The organism is Tateyamaria armeniaca (genome assembly GCF_045797845.1).
GTDB lineage: Bacteria > Pseudomonadota > Alphaproteobacteria > Rhodobacterales > Rhodobacteraceae > Tateyamaria > Tateyamaria armeniaca.
On sequence record NZ_JBHDIY010000002.1, the window covers coordinates 3675763 to 3695248 of the forward strand.

The window sequence follows — 19486 nt, forward strand, 5'->3', positions numbered from 1 at the left end:
GGATTTCGGTCAAGCCGACGTTTTGTAACGCTGCAACATGCCGCGTGTTTGGCGCGGCCTGTGCTTTTGCGATCTAGGCCTGTTTGGCCCGGATGCTGTCACGGTAGAGGGCCTTCACCAAGGAAATCATCATGAACACCATGACAATCGTGAACGGCAATGCACCGATGATCATCGCGTTTTGCAACGCACCGAACGGGTTTGATTCCGCCCCACTATTGCCAGCGATGATCAACGCGCCAATCACGGAGGTCAGGATCACGCCCCAGATGATGCGGTGCTTGATGCCGGTTTCCTGCTCGCCGCCCGACATGATCGTGTTCATCACGAGGATGCCTGAGTCTGCTGATGTAACGAGGAACGTCATGATCAGAACCACGCACATGATGGTGATGGCCGACAGAAAGCCGCCCGAAATCATCTGCTCAAGCGTGGCGAACAGTTTGGCCGTGTTGGTGGCCCCGATCAGGGAACCGGCAGCATCGCCGTTCAGCTCAAGGTCGATGGCTGTGCCGCCCAGAATGGTCATCCACAAAAAGCACACGATGGCAGGTGCGATGACGCAGCCAAAGATGAAATCGCGCACGGTGCGGCCCTTGGAGATGCGTGCGAGGAACAGACCGACAAAGGGTGAAAACGCGATCCACCACGCCCAGTAGAACGTGGTCCAGCCCGCTTGCCAGCCGAACTGACGGCCTTGTTCACCAGCGGCATAGATGGCGGCGGCGTCGAGATCGGCAGCGGATGCTGGCAAGGCGTCGCTGAACCCGCCCAGTGACCCCCATGGCGACGTGGCGGAGCCATAGATCGCAGCCACATCTTCGGCAGGCAGCGCCTGTGCACCCTCAGGCAAAGCTGCCGCAAAGGCATCTGCCGTTTGCGGGCCATAAGCGCCGAATGACATCTGAACAAAATGCAGGATGTAGTCCACCAGACCCGTACCGAACTTTGTCATCGCAAAGAAGAAGGAACCGAAGATCACGAAGGTCAGAAGCAGGATGACGGACAATACCAGATTGAGGTTCGAGAGGTACTTGATGCCCCGACCCACGCCTGAGACGGCGGAGAGGATGGACAGGCCCATGATCACCAGCAGTGCCGCGATCAGGCCGACCGTGCTGGGCTTGGGCGCTTCGGCGTCGCCATTCATCAGCCATTCCATTCCGGACACGGCATAGACACCATCAACGAACTGGCTGACGCCAAAGCCGATGGTGACGGACACACCGAGGATCGTGGCGACTACGCCGAGCACGTCCACGAGGTGACCCAGAAAGCCGTTTGCCGCTTTGCCCAGCAAAGGCGTCAGCGCTGAGCGGATCGTGAGTGGCATTTCCCGTGTATAGGCATAGTACGCCAGTGACAGGCCGGTCAGCACGTAAATGGCCCAGGCGTGGAAGCCGTAGTGCAGGAACGTATAGCGATAGGCTGATTGCACCGCCTCTTCGGAATTCGCGGCCACCGCACCGGACAGGACCACAGGGTTAGACCCCCAAAGGCCAAGGGGTTCGGCGGTGGCAAAGACCATCAGACCGACGCCCAGACCAGCGCCAAACATCATCGAGAACCATGAGAAGTTCGAGAACTCCGGCACTGTATTTGCAGTTCCCAGTTTCTTGCTGCCCGTGGCGGGCAACAGGGCCAGCACAAACAGGAAGAACGCAAAAATACCGACCGAGATGATGTAAAAGCCATTGAAGCCGTTGAGCAAAGTGCCGTTCACCGATGACAGGACGCTGCTGGCATTGCCGGGCCAGACAAGCGCCCACAGGACCAGCGCGACCATGATCGCCTTGCTGATCAGCGCGATGGGAAGGCTGTAGCCTTCGTAAAACCCGGATGGAGCCTTTTCGATCTCCAAATCGGTAAACGGTGGTTTAATTGACATTGTAGGTCCCCTGTTTCTTTGGTTGCGCCGTTTTTCGTTGTCTCGCAGTCGGTTGGCGCATCGACTGCGGGATTGATTGATCAGGTCTAGTCATTGTCGGACAGCCCTGCACCGGCCCCCAAGAGCCGCGAGGCGTCCGTGGCGGGTGCAAATGTGCGCTGCGCAAAGGTGTCCAGCCGCGCCCATATTTCAGGCGTGACGTGGCCGCGTAAGCCGGGCCGCTGCGCAGGATCTGTGCGTGTCCGCGTGCGCTGGAACACCACTGTGTCCGCCCGGCTTGTGTTGATGACGTTGTGCGGATCACTGACCCAGATCCCGTCGCCATCCGTTTCGATCTGCACGGATTCATAAGCCACGCGCACCATCTGTTTGAGGTGGATCGCAGCCCACGCGGCGAATGGCACTGTCAGTAATGGGCAAGACACACTGCCCGCTGTGATGACATGCCCGTGCCCCAGCCGGTCGGCGCAATCATTCAACGTGGTACCGACCGCCAGCGGGCACAGAGGGCCTTTGGCTGCATGCCAGTCGCCGTCCAGAGAGACCGGCGCGACCTGTGCATGAGTCAGCCCGTCATTTCTGACCAGAACGTCGCCCAGCATCGCAGGCCCGGCCAAGCCGTGAGAGGCAAGCCAGCGCGCCGCGCGCCCTGCTTCTTCGGCCATGCCCCACGATAGGCCAGCACCCCGAGCAGCACATTTGGCATGGGCCTCAATTTCGTTGAGAGAGCGGTTCACTTTGCCCGCTCCACCAAAGGCGGGTAGGACCAGTCGTCGCCTCTGCTGCCCTGCAACTCTTCGGGGTAAGGTGCGTTGCCGAACATGCAGATGCGCACCCATCGGTCTGATCTGGGATCAAAATGAGTGGCCCCGAAAAACGAGAGTTTGCAGCGCAACATATCGATGGGCATCAGGTCAGACCCGATCGTGTTGTCGCGTATTTCCGCATAAGGCGCGAGATCCACGATCTGCGCCCGCCGGACACTGTGGCGGTGTTCGGGATGGGCCAAGAGGAAAGCGGCGAGGCTTTTGTCGTCCTCCTGATCTTTCAACGCCGCGTAAAGCGCGGCGGCATCCCGACCCGGTGCCAAGGGCTGTTCGTAAGGTGCAATCGGTTCTTCGAAACGCTCGCCCAGACGGGGTTCCAGTTTTTCCTGCGAGACGTACCAGGCGCGCGCGCAGTGTTCTTTTTCCGCCCAGTTCATGTCCAGCGCCCAACCATAGGCGCGTTCCAGAACAGCACGCAATTCGGCCACCCGCATCGTGCCGTCAATGCGAAACGCGTGTCTGTCACTGTCGGACATCTGATCGGCCAGATGGTCGACGAGCGCGCCGTAAGGTTCCAACATCAGAGAGGCCAGACATTCCTGAGCATCTTCGCCCAGCGCGCCTTCGGCCCAAGTATAGAGCCCGTCCCAAGGATGCGCGCTGCGCAGATCGGTGTCTGCGACATGAGCCACGAGCGCAGACAGATCGCTGCGCAATCGTTTCAGTTTCTCAACTTGGACCGGATGTTCGGAATGCCAGATATCCGCAGAAAGGATCGAACGGGCCAGCAAATCGCGAAACGTCGCGACCTCGGCCTCGCTCGCCGCAAGCAGGTTGCGCACAATCGCAATCGCTTCTTCTCGCGCGGCTATCCAGTTGTTCAGCAACATCGGGTGGTTGACCAGAAAGGGCGCCATGCCAAGCCCAGTGGAATTGCCGATGCCGAGGCTGCGCGCGATGTCCGCGTCCAGAGTGACCGCTGTCGCACCCCCTTTGAGGTCCGCCATGTGCTGCACTAGATCGCGCACGTAAGCCCGGGTCAGAAACACCGACAGCATTTCGATCTGGAAAGGGGACGCGCATTCGGGGCGGTCCGCGATCATCTCACGGTCTGCCGCACCCAGTTTCCCCGATCCATACACCGCAGTGGTGCGCATAAGATAGCCGACCTTGTCGACTTCCGCCTGCGCGGGCTGCTCTCCGGCGGCAAGGCAGGACACCACATGGTCCCACAGCCGCACCGAACGGTTGGCGCGGGACACCGACAGTTCTTTTTCGCTCACACGGCCCGCTTCCTGAAGGGGGATGTTCTGGAGCAGACGCTCAATGTCTGCAGCCTCTGGCACGCCATCAAACAAGGTGAACGTGCTGTCCCACGCGGTCGCAATCACACGGTCAGAGCGGTCTTCGGGTGGCAGATCATGGCCAAAGGCGATCAGCGAATAGGTCCGGTCCGGCGTATGCGCGCAATAGATGGCGTGGCCAACGCCCTTGGCGTCAAACGCGAAGACCGGGCGGGAAAAAGTCCAGTTTTCGCGGGTCATCCGACGAGTCAGGATGCGCATAAAAGACAGGCGTGATTGGTGAAAGGACCCAAGACGCGACAGCCGCATGACCAGCGCAGGATCACGTTTGGCAATGGTTTGTGATGTGTTCGCCTGCGGCTGCATGGCCTGTCCTCCCCCCTTAGTTTGTTGGTGTGAAGCTTTCCGCGTAGAACCTGTGCCAATTGTCGCCCATGATGCCCGCGACTTCCGCATCGTTCAGCCCTGTGGTGCGCAGACCCGCCTCGATGTTTCCAAAGTCGCGATTGTCGTTGAACCAGGTGGGCATGGGCGGAAATCCGGGTGCTGCGGCTGAGCCTTCGCCGTAGTCGATTTCCTTGCTCCAACGGCCGACACGCATCCATTCCACCACGCTGTCGGGTTGGTCCTGGCACAGGTCCGTCCCGATCCCGAGGTGTTGCGGCCCGAATTTCTCAGCCGTGCGGGCGATCATTTCGCAAAAGCTCTCCAGCGTGCAGTCGGATTTGTCTTTGAGGTGGTGCGGATAGACCGAGAACCCCAGCATCCCGCCGTTTTCTGTCACCGCGCGGATCACGTCGTCCTTTTTGTTGCGCAGTGCGGGCGACCAGTCATAGGGGTTGGCATGGGTGATCGCGATGGGCCGTTCAGAGATATCCGCCGCCTCGATGGTCGAGCGATCCGCCGAGTGGCTCATGTCTACTACAAGGCCCACGCGGTTCATCTCTTTGATCACCTGTTTGCCCATGCGTGTGATGCCGGTGTCCTCGGCCTCGTAACAGCCCGTCGCCAGCAGGGACTGGTTGTTGTAGGTCAGCTGCATGAAGCGCGCGCCCAGGGTATGTACGATTTCGACCAACCCGATGTCGTCCTCGATGGGGCTCGGGTTCTGAAAGCCAAAGAAAATCGCGGTTTTTCCTTCGGCCTTGGCGCGGTCCACGTCGCTGGCCCACTGGCCCTTGATAATCAGGTCCGGGTATTGCTCGAACCAGCGGTTCCACTGTTCGAAATTCAGCACCGTTTCGCGGAACGTCTCGTGATAGGCGATGGTGACATGCACCGCATCCACGCCGCCCTCGCGCATCTGGCGGAAAATCTTTTCCGACCAGTTGGCGTATTGCAGATTGTCGATGCGCATCATTGTGGGGTGCCTGACGCGATATAGGCGGTTTTCACAATCGTGTAGAATTCCGCCGCCGTGCGGCCCTGTTCGCGTGGCCCGTAAGAGCTGTCGCCGCGCCCACCGAACGGTACGTGATAATCAGTGCCGGCCGTGGGCAGGTTGACCATCACACAACCCGATTGCGCGTTGCGGCGGAAGTGGGTCGCGCGGGCCAGATTTGTGGTGACGATGCCTGCGGTCAGGCCAAAGTGCGTGTCGTTGACCACATGCAACGCCTCGTCGTAGCTGGCAACGGGTATGACGCAGGCAAGGGGTGCAAACATCTCTTCGCGGTTGATGCGCATGTCGTTGTTCGTTCCGACAAACACGCCGGGGGACATGTAATAGCCCTCTGTCGCCCTCTCCAGCCGCTGGCCGCCGCAGAGCAGTTCGGCCCCTTCGGAAGCTGCAAGATCGACATAGGCGAGGTTTTCGTTCAACTGCTGTTCAGACACAACCGGGCCCATTTGTGTGCCCGCTTCAAGCGCGTGACCAACCTTCATCGCCTGCGCACCCGCAACGAGCTTTTCAACAAATTGATCATGGATCGACTGGTGCACAACCAGCCGGGAAGACGCCGTGCATTTCTGACCCGAGCCGCCGAACGCGCCGCCCAACGCCAGCGAGACGGCCAGATCAAGATCCGCGTCATCCATCACGGCAAGGGCGTTCTTGGAGCCCATCTCCATCTGCACCCGCGTCAGGTTCTGGATCGCGCTGGCTGCAATCCCCTTGCCCACAGGCACGGACCCGGTGAAGCTGATCGCGGCAACCTTCGGGCTTTCCACCAGCCGCTGACCGATGGCGCTGCCCGCGCCCATCACCAGCGACACAAGGCCTTTGGGAACATCCTGCCGCGCGATGATCTCAACCAAAGCCACGGCAGAGGCAGGTGTCACATTCGCGGGCTTCCAGACCACGGCATTGCCATAGCAAAGCGCGGGCGCGATCTTCCACGAGGCCGTTGCGGTCGGGAAGTTCCAGGGAGAGATCACGGCCACAACGCCCACGGGTTCACGACGCACGTCAATTTCGATCCCGTCTCGAACCGAGTCCGCGGTGTCGCCCATCTGGCGCAGGGTTTCAGCGGCGTAATAGGTAAAGAACTGCCCGGCGCGGTACACCTCGCCCTTGCCTTCCGCGAGCGGCTTGCCTTCTTCGCGTGACAGCAGGGTGCCAAGTTCTTCGGCCCGGCTTATCATCTCGGTGCCGATGGCCATCAGCACGTTGTATTTCCGCTCGATCCCGTAAGCGGCCCACTCAGCCTGCGCCTTCAGCGCTTGTTCGAGCGTTGCGTCCAGTTGATCAGGACTTGCCTGCGCGAACATCCCGATCAGGTCACTCAGGTCAGACGGGTTGCGGTTCTCGATTTCGGATGCACCCGCGACCCATTCCCCGGCGATGTAGTTCAGTTTGGTGTCGTGCATGATGTATCCCTTTGATCAAGCGCCCTCGGGCGCGCGCACGACCATGATACCTGCTCACCACGATTCAGGCTCTTGCAATGAATTGTAGATTTTTTCAGCTTTTCTGAATTTTCAGATCAGGCACCAAGCTGCCATCCCGCTGCATCTCGCTGATCAGCTTCAGAAACTCGCGGGCCGCAGGCATCAACAAATTATTTGAGCGCGACATCAGGTGCACGGTCCGTCGCGCCGTGACATCCACAAGGGGCAAAAACGCCAGATCATCAAGCGCACCGGAGACGGCGAGCTGTGGCAGCACCGTGATCCCGACCCCTTGCCGCACCAGCCCCAAGAGCGAGGCGGTGCTCGGGACCATCAGTCGAGAGCGGGCGAGGATGGGTGCAAAATCGGGATCGGTGATCTGCGTGCAAAGGCCGTTGGCGATGATCGTCTGATCGCCCATGGTGCGCCATGAAAGTTGATCCCAGTTTGCGACAAGCGGGTGGTCTTTGCGGCAGACCAGCCCAAACGCGTCACTGAAAAGCTCGGTACGGCGCATCCCGTCGATTTCGGGAAGGGACCCGATCCCGATATCGGCCCGCTCACGATCCAATTCACGCGCGATTGTCGCGGAATCCATGTCGCGCAAGTCGATCTGAACTTTCGGGTACATCTCGGCAAATGTGAAGATCACGGGCGGCAGCACTGTCGTCGCCACTGATGGAGTTACGGCCAGCCTCAGAAAACCAAGCTCTGAGCGCGCCAAGCCTTCGATCACGGATACCGTGTTTTCGAAATGGGCCACCTCGCGACGGGCTTCGGTCAGGATCATCTCTCCGATGGGTGTCAGACGCGATTTTCGCGCCGTTTCGAACAAGGCAGATCCGACGTGATCCTCGAACTGCTTGAGCATCATGGAGACCGCGGAAGGCGTTCGCCCAAGCGCATCTGCGGCCTCCGACAGACTGCCGTGCGTGGCAACCATGGTGAAACATCTGAGCATATCGATCTTGATCGCCAACTTAAGACATCCTGAACTAGATTCCATTGAATCCAGTTTGCCTCAACTCTCATGTCGTGACCATATGGCAATCACGGCATCCCGCCCGGGGCCCTCACAAACACAATCGCAAGGAATTCCCATGATCGAACGCATCGACACAGGCACACGGTCTTCGAAAATAGTGAAGTATAACGGCGTGGCTTATCTGACGGGTCAGGTCGCCGAAGGTGACACGATTCAAGAGCAGGTCCGGACTTGCCTCGACAAGATCGACACGCTTTTGAAACAGGCAGGATCGTCACGAGAAGACATGTTGCGCGTCACCATCTGGCTGGCCGATATGCAGGATTTTGACGGGTTGAACGAGGTCTGGAATGCGTGGGTACCAGCCGGTCACGCGCCTGCCCGTGCTTGTGGTGAGGCCAAGTTGGCCCGGCCCGAGTTGAAGGTGGAATTCATTGTCGACGCGGCCTGTTCGTGAGAGGCTAGTGCTGCCATGAATGAGGATTGAACTCATGATTGGCAGCACAAAAACGCCAAGCAGGACTCAACTGTCCTTTTGAATTGCGCAGAATTCAAAAGGTAACGTGTCGTGTTGTCCCAGAACGCTTCTGACGACTTGATACCATTTTACGAGCGTACTCCCCAACTTACGATGGATGCGTTTGCACCATCTCACAGTTTGGGCTCTGAGCGGAAACCGAAGGCGGTGCAGAAACCTCCCTGCCCTGCTTCGGGCCTCATCATCTGACGCCCCAAACCGCGCAGATGGGCCGGACACGTGACTGGCTCGGGTAAATGCTAAAGTCTTATAAAAAATGTCTCGCTATGCTGCAGCGATCCGCACACGCCTTTCGCAGCAGATGCGCCAATGCGAGCGTTCCTTGAGCCTCTGCTGGAAATGCCAAAATCGGCCATCCGGCAGACGCCTGCCTCAGGGCGTGAATGGTATCTCCATTGTTGGCATCTAACCCGAACTCCACGTCAAAAGAATTTGAGCGGCAGCGGAAGAGATTTAGACTGGCAAATAATACGCTACTTGCATTCTCGTGGAACGACATTTTCCCGGGCCAGGCGCAGACAGGCACGTCGAACGATCTGGTCGGGGAAACCTTCACCGTTAATGGCGGTGGAGATTTGGCCACTTACCGGGATAACGATCAGTTCAGCGGCTCGTTCGGCGATTATGGCTTCGTCGACAGCCGGATCATCGGAAACATTGACGGTGTCAGCGTCCTCGTTCACCGCCACAGATCAAACAGCAAAGACGTCGTGCAGCGTGGCGCGGCGCCCCAAGCCTAATCCCGGCGTTTTCGAGCTGAGTTTCGGGGCCTAGGCCACCAGCGCGCAGAATTTCACAAAGCCCGCCACAATGTGGGCCGACGAACCGCCCATGCCGACGACCATCATATCCATGTGTCCTCACGCAGCGCCGAAAGATCTGGGAACAGGTCCATACCGACGCCCGGATGACCAGAACTTCCCTTCCTGATCGCGCCCCGGATGCGCGTCAGACCCCTTGCGCTGCTTGGCGCGGCTGGCCTCTACCTCAAGATGGGCCGCTCTGACTTTGGGGTTGTCCGTGACATGAGGCGTGCCAACTTCCCACCATGTATGGCCTTGGGTGGTCCAGCCGTCGTAAGCGTCGACATTCATGACAATGACGCTGGTTTTGTCGGCGGCCTTGGCCGCCTTGAACGCCTCGGCCAGCTGATCTGGTGTGTCTGCGCGCACGGCATGCGCACCCATCGATGCGGCATGTGCGACGAAATCGACGGCGAACGGGTCAGGAATGGTGGGCGCATCGGCCAGAAGGTTATTGAAGCTTTCGTTGCCAGTGTTGTTCTGCAACTTGTTGATCACCGCGAACCCACCATTGTCGAGCACGAGAATAATCAGTTTCTTCTGGCTGAGAACCGAAGAATAGATGTCGGAGTTCATCAGCAGGTAAGACCCGTCGCCGCAAAAGACGATTGTGTCGGCGTCCGGTTCGGATTCCGATTGGGCGATCCGTGCCCCCCACCCGCCTGCGATTTCATAGCCCATGCAGGAAAAGCCAAACTCGACATCGACCGTGCCGATGTCAAGGGTGCGCCAGTTGGCCGTCACCTCGGCAGGCAATCCGCCTGCCGCTGCCACCACACGGTCGCGTGTGCCGCACAGGGCGTTCACCGCGCCAATCGCCTTGGGATAGGAGTTTGGGCCATTCCCCGGACGGGTGTTTTCAGAGACGTAGGCATCCCAGACCTTGCGTTGATCCTGGGCAAAGTTGGTCCAGGTGGCGGGTGCTGTGTAACCATCCATCCCAGCACCAATCTGTTCGAGCCCCAGTCTTGCATCGCCCACCACAGGAAGGGATTGATGCTTGCCCGCGTCATGGCGCGCCGCGTTCAACGAGATGATCCGGGCGTCTTGGGCAAAGGCGGTCCACGATCCGGTGGTGAAGTCCTGCAACCGCGATCCGACGGACAATATCACATCGGCGGCTTCTGCCACTGCATTGGCGCTGTCCGATCCCGTTACACCAACCGGGCCGATGTTCAGGGCGTGGTCGTTGAGCATGTTCGCCCGGCCTGCGATGGTTTCGATCACGGGGATCTGGTGCGTCTCGGCAAAGGCGGTCAGCGCTGCGACTGCACCGGAATACTGCACGCCGCCCCCTGCGATGATCACAGGACGCTGGGCGGCTTTGAGGGTTGCGACCGCATCCGCGATCTCGTCAGTGTCTGGTGAGATGCGGCGGATACGGTGGGTTTTCTCTTCGAAGAACGACGTCGGATAATCATAGGCCCATCCCTGCACATCCTGAGGCAAGGCGAGAAACGCGGGGCCGCAATCGGCCGGGTCCAGCATGGTGGCGATGGCGGCAGGCAACGTCTGGATCACCTGCGCGGGATGCGTGATGCGATCCCAATAGCGGGAGACCGCCTGAAAGGCGTCGTTCAGGCCCAAGGCCGGATTGTTGAAGTGTTCAAGCTGCTGCAAAACCGGGTCAGGCAGCCGCGTCAGGAATGTATCACCACACAGCATCAGCATCGGCAGACGGTTGGCATGGGCAAGTGCGGCAGCCGTCAGCAGGTTGGCCGTGCCCGGCCCGGCAGAGGCTGTGCAGAACATGAACCGCCGACGCAAGTGGTACTTGGCGTAGGCGGCAGCGGCAAAGCCCATGCTTTGTTCATTCTGTCCGCGATAAAGCGGCAGTGTATCGCGATGATCGTATAGCGCCTCACCCAGACAGGTGACGTTGCCGTGCCCAAAAATGCCGAAACCGCCTCCGCACAGACGCTGGCGCACACCATCCGTTTCAATAAACTGTGCATTCAGATAGCGAATAATGGCTTGCGCCGTTGTCAAGCGAATGGTGTCCTGACCCATCGGATAGGCCCTCCTCCAAGGGTTCAAAATATTGCCGTTCACACGCTATCACGCTTGACGGTCTTGTCGATTTGAAGATACCCGTATTGCAACCGGTTGCAATCGGTTTTTGAGGAGGACCGATGCAAGAGATCGGAATAGGCATCATTGGCGGGGGCTACATGGGCAAGGCGCATGCTGTTGCCTATGCCGCTGTGGGCGCAGTTTTTGACACGCGCCTCAGACCGCGGCTTGAAATGGTGGCGGCGTCCTCAATGGCGTCAGCAGAAAAGTATCGCGCGGCGTTCGGCTTTGCCCGCGCGGCGGAAAACTGGGAAATGCTCGTGCGCGACCCCAAGGTCGCAGCGGTTGTCATCGCCTCGCCGCAGTCCACACACAGGGCGGCCGCTGAACTGGCGTTTTCGCTGGGCAAGCCGGTGTTTTGCGAAAAACCGCTGGGGGCGTCGGTTGAGGACGCTGAGGCGATGGTGCGCGCCGCGCAGGACAGTGGGCTGGTCAACATGATCGGGTTCAACTACATCCGGACCCCTGCGTCGCAATATGCACGACAGCTCATCGCGGACGGCGCATTGGGACGGATCACGTGGTTTCGCGGCGAACATACCGAGGATTTCCTCGCCGATCCCGACATCCCGGCCAACTGGCGCACAGATGGCGACGCGAACGGCACGATGGGAGATCTGGCGCCGCACATGGTCAACGCCGCCCTTGCCCTGATGGGGCCGGTGGACAGCGTCATGGCGCAGATCGAAACCGTGCATACCGACCGGCATGGCAAGGCCGTCACCAATGACGATCAGGCCCAGATGATGTGCCGCTTTGCCGGGGGTGCCATGGGGCACATGTATTTCAGCCGCGTCGCGACGGGCCGCAAGATGGGCTATGCCTATGAAATCACGGGCACCAAGGGGGCGATCCGCTTTGATCAGGAAGATCAGAATGCGCTGTGGCTCTACAAGGCCGAAGGTCCCGAGGCCGAGCGTGGGTTTCGCAAGATTTTGACCGGCCCTGCACATCCAAACTATGCAGCGTTTTGCCAGGGCCCCGGCCATGGCACCGGCTATCAGGATCAGATCATCATCGAAGCGCGCGACTTTCTGGAGGCCATCGCCGATGGCACGCCCAAATGGCCGACCTTTGCGGATGGGTTGGCCGTGTCGCGCGTGATATCGGCAGCGCGCATTTCACAGACGACGGGGGCATGGACCCCGGTTCAGGGCGATTAAAGGAGACCCCCTTCGTGACCATCAAGATAGGCAATGCCCCATGCTCATGGGGGGTCGAATTTGCGGACGATCCGCGCAACCCGGCCTGGCGTGACGTGCTGGCCGAAAATGCGCAGGCCGGGTACAAGGGGATCGAGCTGGGCCCCGTCGGCTTTATGCCCGAAGACCCTGCGATTCTGTCGGATGCCTTGGCCGAGCATGATCAGGAGCTGATCGGCGGCGTGGTGTTTCGCGCCTTTCATGACCCTGCCCAATGGGATGACGTGCAGGACGGCGCGGTGCGGACCTGTAAGGCACTGACCGCTCACGGCGCACAGCATCTGGTCTTGATCGATTCCATCTCGCCGCGCCGCGCGCCCACTGCGGGCCGTGCAGACGCGGCCGAGCAGATGGATCAGGCCGAATGGGCCGACTTCCGTGATCGCATCGCCCATGTCGCCAAGATGGGCGCCGAAGAATACGGCCTGACCGTCGGCATTCACGCCCATGCGGCAGGCTTTATCGACTTTGAACCGGAATTGATCCGTCTGCTTGACGAGGTCGACGAAAAGCACCTGAACATCTGTTTTGACACCGGCCACCATTCCTATGCGGGCTTTGATCCCGTCGCCTTTATGGAGCGTTACATCAGCCGCATCAGCTATATGCATTTCAAGGACATCAATCCGGTCGTGAAGTCTGATGTCATCGCCAGGGGCACTGGTTTCTACGAGGCCTGCGGGCAAGGCATCTTCTGCAATCTTGGCGACGGTGACGTCGATTTTCCGCGCGTCCGCGAGATCCTGATCGACAACGGCTTTGAGGGATGGTGCACGGTTGAGCAGGATTGCGACCCGACCCTGCCGGATACCGATGCGCTGGGGGATGCACGGATCAACCGGGCTTATCTGCAGTCCATCGGCTTTATCTAAGGGATTGATATCATGGAAAAACTGAGATGGGGCATGATCGGTGGCGGTGAAGGCAGCCAAATCGGGCCCGCCCATAGGCTCGGTGCGCAGGCGGATGGGCATTTCGCCTTTACCGCCGGGGCACTGGACATCGATGCCGACAAGGGGCGTGCCTATGCACAGGCCCTTGGGGTCGCACCAGACCGCGCCTATGGCGACTGGCAAGAAATGCTGGTGGGCGAAAAGGGACGCAACGACAAACTGGATCTGGTGACCGTCGCAACCCCGAACAACACCCATTTCGAGATCACGAAATCCTTTCTGGAGGCCGGGTTCAACGTCCTTTGTGAAAAGCCGATGACGATGACTGTCGAAGAAGGTGAGGAGATCGTGAAAATCGCCGAGGCCACAGGTCAGGTCTGTGCGGTGAACTATTGCTACAGCGCCTACCCGATGGTGCGTCAGATGCGGGCGATGGTGGCCAGTGGCGAACTGGGCGCAATCCGCACCGTTGTGACCAATTTCAGCCACGGCCACCACGCGGCGGGTGATGATGCCGACAATCCACGCGTCCGCTGGCGCTATGATCCCGCGCAGGCAGGTGTGTCGGGGCAGATGGCGGATTGCGGCATTCACGCCCTGCATCTGGCCAGCTTCATCACCGGTGATGAGGTGCACACCCTGTCGGCTGATTTCGCATCGACCGTGCCAAGTCGTGTTCTGGAAGATGACGCGATGGTCAACTTTCGCACCAGCGGCGGCATCGTCGGGCGGCTTTGGACCTCGACCATCGCGCTGGGGCGTCAACATGGCCTCGATATACAGGTGTTTGGCGAAAAAGGCGGCGTGCGGTGGGCATCAGAACAGCCCAACCAGGTGTTTTTTCACAAGCTGGGCGGACGGGTCGAGATCATTGAAAAGGGCGAAGACAGCCTGTCAGATGACGCCAAGCGCATGTCGCGCGTGGCCATTGCCCATCCCGAAGGGTTCCCGCTGGCCGTGGCCAACATCTATGTCGATCTGGCAGCACTTCTGCGCGGTGGAACGGCCAACTATCCAACGGCTGTTGATGGGTTACGTTCGATGGCGGCGGTGTATGCTGCGGTGAATTCGGCGGCCCAGCAGGGCGCGTGGGTGGATGCGCGACCACCGATGTTCCAGTAAGGCCCCAATCATATCACAGGGGCCGCAATGTCCCCCGCTCGATGATCTGGCAGGCAAACAGCCGCGCTTCGGGATGACGCTCACCGTCATCAAGCGCGGCCATCACCAGTTCAAGCGAGCTGTCGACGATCTGCTCAATCGGCTGGCGTATGGTCGTCAGGTTGATGTTCTCCCATCGCGACATTTCCATGTCGTTCAGACCGATGATGCCGATGTCATCCGGTACAGACAGACCCGCGGATGTAATCGCGCTCAGCGCACCGATGGATAACACGTCATCCCCGCAGAAATAGGCCTCGGCCGGAACGCCTTTGAGCAGATCAAGCATTTCAACCCGCCCGGCGGCAAAGGAATAGTCGGTCGCATAACTCTCGGTGGCGGTGACATCGGCGGCCTCGCGCGCCGCCTCCATGAATCCGGCGCGCCGGTCGATGGTGGATGTCGCGTTTTCCGGCCCGCCCAGAAACGCAATGCGCCGATACCCCCGCGCCAACAGCGTGCGGGCGGCCATCCGGCCACATTCGACGTTATCAATCCCGACCACATGAACGTCCGGCGCGCTGGCAAACCGGCCAAAGGAATGGACAACGGGAATCTTGGCATCCCGAAACGCGCGGGCAAATTCGGGCGACAAGGTAGATGAGGCCACGATGACCCCATCCACCGAGTACTGCCGCAACATGCGCAGCGAATTTGCCGGGTCCGTTTCGCTGGACAGGTTCACCAGCAACGGACGAAGGCCCTTTTCCTGAAGACGGCGGGTGAACAGATCAAACACCTCGAGAAACAGCGGGTTGTGAAAGTTGTTCGAGATGAGACCGATCAGCTTGGTCCGCCCGGTGGTCAGCGACGACGCCAGGGCATTGGGACTGTAGCCCAGCTCCTGCGCTGCTTTTTCGACTTTCTTGCGAGTCTTTGGCGACACCGACGCGCCCTCGGTAAAGGTGCGCGACACAGCCGAGCGTGATACGCCCGCGTATTTTGCAACATCCTTCAGTGTGATCGCCACGCCTACATCCCTCTTTTTAAAAGAACTATGCCGGTTCCCGTGGAATTGGAAAATCTATTTTTGCAACCGGTTGCATTTTTGACACCTTTGTGCTTTGATTTCACGGTCAGACAGCAAAACTGTCGGCCACGAATTAAGATTTGTCTGGGAGGACTTAATGAAAAATGTACTCAAATCGCTCGCGCTTGGCGCAGCGATGCTTGCGGCACCGTTGACGGCTGTTGCCGACGGTCATGGAGAAGAGCTGAACTATGTCTTGGTCAGCCACGCGCCTGACAGCGACAGCTGGTGGAACACGATCAAGAACGGCATCGCGCTGGCAGGCGATCAGATGGGCGTGACAGTCGAATACCGCAACCCGCCCACCGGCGATCTGGCGGACATGGCGCGCATCATTGAACAGGCTGCGGCCTCAGGCCCGAACGGTATCATCACGACGCTGTCGGATTATGACGTGCTCAAGGGCCCGATCATGGACGCCGTGGCAAGCGGTATCGACGTCATCATCATGAACTCGGGCACACCCGAACAGGCACGCGAAGTTGGCGCGCTGATGTATGTCGGCCAGCCGGAATATGATGCGGGTTATGCCGCCGGTCTACGCGCCAAAGGCGACGGCGTGGGCAGCTTTCTGTGTGTGAACCACTACATCTCGTCCCCGTCCTCGACACAGCGGTGCCAGGGCTTTGCGGATGGTCTGGGCATCGAGCTGGGCAACCAGATGATCGATTCCGGTCAGGACCCTGCCGAGATCAAGAACCGCGTTCTGGCCTACCTGTCGGCCAATCCTGAGACGGACGCGATCCTGACGCTTGGTCCGACATCGGCTGACCCAACTCTGCTGGCGCTGGACGAAAACGGCATGGCCGGTGACATCTACTTTGGCACATTCGATCTGGGCACAGAGATCGTGAACGGCATCAAGGCCGGCGTGATCGAGTGGGGCATAGACCAGCAACCGTTCCTGCAGGCCTATCTGCCGGTTGTTGTGATGGCCAACTACCACCGTTACGGCGTTCTGCCGGGCAACAACATCAACTCAGGCCCCGGTTTCGTCACCGCATCCGGTCTTGAGAAGGTCGAGAAGTTCGCGGGCGAATTCCGCTAAGCTGCTGCAAAAGGGCGGTGTTTTCCCAGCGAAGACACCGCCCTTATTGTCTTTGATCAGACCGACGGGGAGCGGGTCATGTCCAACACATCCACAGAAGACACAGACGAACGCATCAAAGAAGTATCGTCTTTTCGCACTGCGCTGATCCGCCCCGAACTGGGTGGAATCGTCGGCACAATCGCGGTTTTCACATTCTTCATTCTCATCGCGTCCGACAGCGGCATGTTCAACAGCCAGGGCATCCTGAACTGGTCCATCGTTTCGGCACAGTTCATGATCATCGCCGTGGGTGCCTGCCTTTTGATGATCGCAGGCGAATTTGACCTTAGCGTCGGCTCCATGATCGGTTTTGCGGGCATGTTGATCGCGATTTTCGGGGTTACCTTTGGATGGCCCATGTGGATGGCAATCCTGCTGACCTTCGCGATCTGTATCGCCATCGGTGCGTTGAACGGGTTCATCTGTATCCGCACCGGACTGCCCAGCTTTATCGTGACGCTGGCCTTTCTGTTCATCCTGCGCGGCTTTACAATCTTTCTGCCCCAAACAATCGAGCGCAAGACGATCATCGGCGGCATTCGCGAGGCCGCAGAAGGCGACTGGCTGGGCGCGATGTTCGGCGGCAAGATCCTGCAAGGCACGTTCCAGTATCTTGGGGATGCGGGGATTATTTCTGTCTTTGAACGCGGCACACGGGCGGGCCAACCGGTCGTGGATGGTATCCCGATGTTGATCGTCTGGGCCATCGTGTTGGTCGTCTTCGGCCACGTGCTGCTGACCAAGACCCGGTTCGGGAACTGGATATTCGCCGCAGGGGGCGACGCCGAAGCGGCACGAAATTCGGGCGTTCCCGTGAACCGCGTCAAGATGCTGATGTTCATGTTCACCGCCTTTTGCGCAACGGTTTTTGCCACCTGTCAGGTGATGGAATTCGGCTCCGCCGGGGCGGATCGCGGCCTGCTCAAGGAGTTCGAGGCGATCATCGCCGTTGTCATTGGTGGTGCGCTTTTGACGGGCGGTTACGGCTCGGTCATCGGGGCGGCCCTCGGGGCGCTGATCTTTGGCGTGGTCCAGCAGGGCCTGTTCTTTGCCGGCGTTGAAAGCTCGCTTTTCCGGGTGTTTCTGGGTGTCATCCTACTGGGGGCTGTCATCCTCAACACCTACATCCGCCGCATGATCACAGGGGAGCGTTGATATGACCGACCAAACCAAAAAACCCTTGATCGAGATGAAGAACATCGAAAAGCACTTTGGCGCCGTGATCGCGCTGGCCGGTGTCTCGATCGACATTCTGCCGGGCGAATGTCACTGCCTTCTGGGCGACAATGGTGCGGGCAAATCGACCTTCATCAAGACGATGTCGGGCGTGCACAAACCCACCAAGGGAGAGATCATTTTCGACGGGCAACCGATGAATTTCGAAAACCCCCGCGACGCGATGGAGGCCGGTATTGCCACCGTCCACCAGCATCTTGCGATGATCCCGTTGATGTCGGTCAGCCGCAATTTCTTCATGGGCAACGAGCCGGTGAAGAAAATCGCCGGGATTTCGTTTTTTGACCGCGACAAAGCTGACAGGGTGACCATGGATGCGATGCGCAAGATGGGCATCAACCTGCGCGGGCCGGATCAGGCCGTGGGCACCCTTTCGGGCGGCGAACGTCAGACAGTTGCCATTTCGCGCGCCGTCCACTTCGGGGCCAAGGTTCTGATCCTGGATGAACCGACCTCGGCCCTGGGTGTGCGCCAAACCTCGAACGTGCTGGCCACCATCGACAAGGTGCGCAAGGACGGCGTCGCGGTGGTGTTCATCACCCACAATGTGCGGCACGCTCTGGCCGTCGGGGATCGGTTTACCGTGCTCAACCGCGGCCAGACCCTAGGCACCGCAATGCGCGGCGAAATAACGCCCGAAGAATTGCAGGACCTGATGGCAGGCGGTCAAGAGTTGGCAACGCTCGAAGGATCGCTGGGCGGCACTGTATAAAGACAATGCGCGCGGCCCCGAGGCTGGAGCCGCGCGTTTGATTTGCGCTCACGCGACGATTGCTGACATCTCATCGAGGCTTACCATATGACCAATCTTCTGCGCGTGCCCACCGGCACCTCGGGCAAAGTGCATGATATCACACCGGCCTCTGCGGGCTGGGGATACGTCGGGTTCGCCCTTTATCGCCTGAAACCCGGTGAAACGATCACGGAAGCCACCAAGGATCGCGAGGTGATCCTTGTGCTGGTCGAGGGTCTGGCGGAGGTCACAGCCGCCGGGCAGGACTTTGGCAAAATGGGCGCGCGTATGTCGGTCTTTGAGAAAACGCCGCCCCATTGCGTTTATGTGCCGGGTGACAGCACGTGGCACGCCACGTCCCTCACCGATTGTGTCATCGCGATCTGCTCCGCGCCCGCACAAGGCAGTTACGCCGCGCAGCGTCTTGGTCCCGAAGGGATCGAACTGACCCCGCGCGGCAAGGGACAGAACCAGCGTTTCATCAACAACATCGCCATGGAAGGCCGCGAGGTCGCAGGCAGCCTGCTGGTGACCGAGGTGTTCACGCCAACGGGCAACTGGTCGTCCTATCCCAGCCACCGCCATGACGAAGACGACTTTCCCCGCATGACCTACCTTGAGGAAACCTATTACCACCGCCTGAACCCCGCGCAGGGATTTGCGGTGCAACGGGTCTATACGGAGGATGGGACACTGGATGAAATCATGGCCGTCAAGGATGGGGACGTCGTTCTTGTGCCCAAAGGCCACCACCCCTGCGGCGTGCCATACGGGTATGAGCTGTATTACCTGAACGTCATGGCTGGCCCCTTGCGCAAATGGCGTTTCGAAAACGATCCTGACCATGATTGGATCGCCCAGCGGGATGCGGACTAAGCCCGTGGGGCTTGATGTTGGTCAGGCACCCCGGAGCCTGTGACGTCTTGACAGTAGTCAGTGACTGGCGCCAGTTGC

The 19486-nt window shown here is 59.5% G+C and carries 17 protein-coding genes; 9 read left to right on the forward strand and 8 right to left on the reverse strand.

Annotated elements, in window-relative coordinates; genetic code table 11:
• Positions 1 to 73: 73 nt before the first annotated feature.
• The 6 genes from ACERZ8_RS18690 to ACERZ8_RS18715 form a co-directional block, all read right to left on the reverse strand.
• A complete protein-coding gene (locus tag ACERZ8_RS18690; protein ID WP_407593673.1) occupies positions 74 to 1888 on the reverse strand; it encodes a BCCT family transporter in 1815 nt (604 codons plus the stop codon).
• A gap of 86 nt (positions 1889 to 1974) precedes the next feature.
• A complete protein-coding gene (locus ACERZ8_RS18695) occupies positions 1975 to 2625 on the reverse strand; it encodes a DUF3726 domain-containing protein (protein ID WP_407593674.1) in 651 nt (216 codons plus the stop codon).
• The gene (locus tag ACERZ8_RS18700) at positions 2622 to 4325 is read right to left on the reverse strand and encodes a hypothetical protein (RefSeq protein WP_407593675.1); all 1704 of its coding nucleotides are present in this window, start codon (positions 4323 to 4325) and stop codon (positions 2622 to 2624) included. The genes ACERZ8_RS18695 and ACERZ8_RS18700 overlap by 4 nt, the downstream gene beginning before the upstream one ends.
• Positions 4326 to 4341: 16 nt before the next feature.
• Complete coding sequence (locus ACERZ8_RS18705; protein ID WP_407594317.1) at positions 4342 to 5316, reverse strand: membrane dipeptidase; 975 nt, start codon at positions 5314 to 5316, stop codon at positions 4342 to 4344.
• On the reverse strand, positions 5316 to 6767 hold the full coding sequence (locus ACERZ8_RS18710; protein ID WP_407593676.1) for an aldehyde dehydrogenase family protein: 1452 nt from the start codon (positions 6765 to 6767) through the stop codon (positions 5316 to 5318). Before ACERZ8_RS18710 ends, ACERZ8_RS18705 begins: the two co-directional genes overlap by 1 nt.
• A 94-nt stretch (positions 6768 to 6861) precedes the next feature.
• The gene (locus ACERZ8_RS18715) at positions 6862 to 7794 is read right to left on the reverse strand and encodes a LysR family transcriptional regulator (protein WP_407593677.1); all 933 of its coding nucleotides are present in this window, start codon (positions 7792 to 7794) and stop codon (positions 6862 to 6864) included.
• A 94-nt stretch (positions 7795 to 7888) separates the two neighbouring features.
• On the opposite strand from ACERZ8_RS18715, the gene ACERZ8_RS18720 reads away from it, so the two are divergent.
• Together ACERZ8_RS18720 and ACERZ8_RS18725 are read left to right on the forward strand one after the other, a co-directional pair.
• On the forward strand, positions 7889 to 8230 hold the full coding sequence (locus ACERZ8_RS18720) for a RidA family protein (RefSeq protein WP_407593678.1): 342 nt from the start codon (positions 7889 to 7891) through the stop codon (positions 8228 to 8230).
• A 464-nt stretch (positions 8231 to 8694) separates the two neighbouring features.
• Positions 8695 to 9051: a hypothetical protein gene (locus ACERZ8_RS18725; protein ID WP_407593679.1), complete on the forward strand. Its 357-nt coding sequence runs from the start codon at positions 8695 to 8697 to the stop codon at positions 9049 to 9051.
• Between the two features lie 120 nt (positions 9052 to 9171).
• Here ACERZ8_RS18725 and iolD read toward each other — a convergent pair whose 3' ends face one another.
• Entirely contained in the window at positions 9172 to 11124 is a 1953-nt protein-coding gene (iolD, locus tag ACERZ8_RS18730) for a 3D-(3,5/4)-trihydroxycyclohexane-1,2-dione acylhydrolase (decyclizing) (RefSeq protein WP_407593680.1), read from the reverse strand.
• Positions 11125 to 11246: 122 nt separating this feature from the next.
• Here iolD and ACERZ8_RS18735 point away from each other — a divergent pair, with 122 nt between their 5' ends.
• From ACERZ8_RS18735 to ACERZ8_RS18745, 3 genes are read left to right on the forward strand one after another with little or no spacing between them, the layout of a single operon-like run.
• A complete protein-coding gene (locus tag ACERZ8_RS18735) occupies positions 11247 to 12350 on the forward strand; it encodes a Gfo/Idh/MocA family protein (RefSeq protein WP_407593681.1) in 1104 nt (367 codons plus the stop codon).
• Between the two features lie 14 nt (positions 12351 to 12364).
• Positions 12365 to 13261, forward strand: coding sequence for a TIM barrel protein (locus ACERZ8_RS18740; RefSeq protein WP_407593682.1), 897 nt, complete (start codon positions 12365 to 12367; stop codon positions 13259 to 13261).
• Between the two features lie 12 nt (positions 13262 to 13273).
• A complete protein-coding gene (locus ACERZ8_RS18745; RefSeq protein ID WP_407593683.1) occupies positions 13274 to 14404 on the forward strand; it encodes a Gfo/Idh/MocA family protein in 1131 nt (376 codons plus the stop codon).
• 13 nt (positions 14405 to 14417) lie between these two features.
• Here ACERZ8_RS18745 and ACERZ8_RS18750 read toward each other — a convergent pair whose 3' ends face one another.
• Complete coding sequence (locus tag ACERZ8_RS18750) at positions 14418 to 15413, reverse strand: LacI family DNA-binding transcriptional regulator (protein WP_407593684.1); 996 nt, start codon at positions 15411 to 15413, stop codon at positions 14418 to 14420.
• 157 nt (positions 15414 to 15570) lie between these two features.
• On the opposite strand from ACERZ8_RS18750, the gene ACERZ8_RS18755 reads away from it, so the two are divergent.
• The 4 genes from ACERZ8_RS18755 (at position 15571) to iolB (ending at position 19408) form a co-directional block, all read left to right on the forward strand.
• Entirely contained in the window at positions 15571 to 16521 is a 951-nt protein-coding gene (locus ACERZ8_RS18755) for a sugar ABC transporter substrate-binding protein (protein WP_407593685.1), read from the forward strand.
• A gap of 78 nt (positions 16522 to 16599) precedes the next feature.
• The gene (locus tag ACERZ8_RS18760; protein WP_407593687.1) at positions 16600 to 17718 is read left to right on the forward strand and encodes an ABC transporter permease; all 1119 of its coding nucleotides are present in this window, start codon (positions 16600 to 16602) and stop codon (positions 17716 to 17718) included.
• A gap of 1 nt (position 17719) precedes the next feature.
• Positions 17720 to 18511: an ATP-binding cassette domain-containing protein gene (locus ACERZ8_RS18765; RefSeq protein ID WP_407593688.1), complete on the forward strand. Its 792-nt coding sequence runs from the start codon at positions 17720 to 17722 to the stop codon at positions 18509 to 18511.
• An 87-nt stretch (positions 18512 to 18598) separates the two neighbouring features.
• The gene (gene iolB, locus ACERZ8_RS18770) at positions 18599 to 19408 is read left to right on the forward strand and encodes a 5-deoxy-glucuronate isomerase (RefSeq protein WP_407593689.1); all 810 of its coding nucleotides are present in this window, start codon (positions 18599 to 18601) and stop codon (positions 19406 to 19408) included.
• Positions 19409 to 19486: the final 78 nt, after the last annotated feature.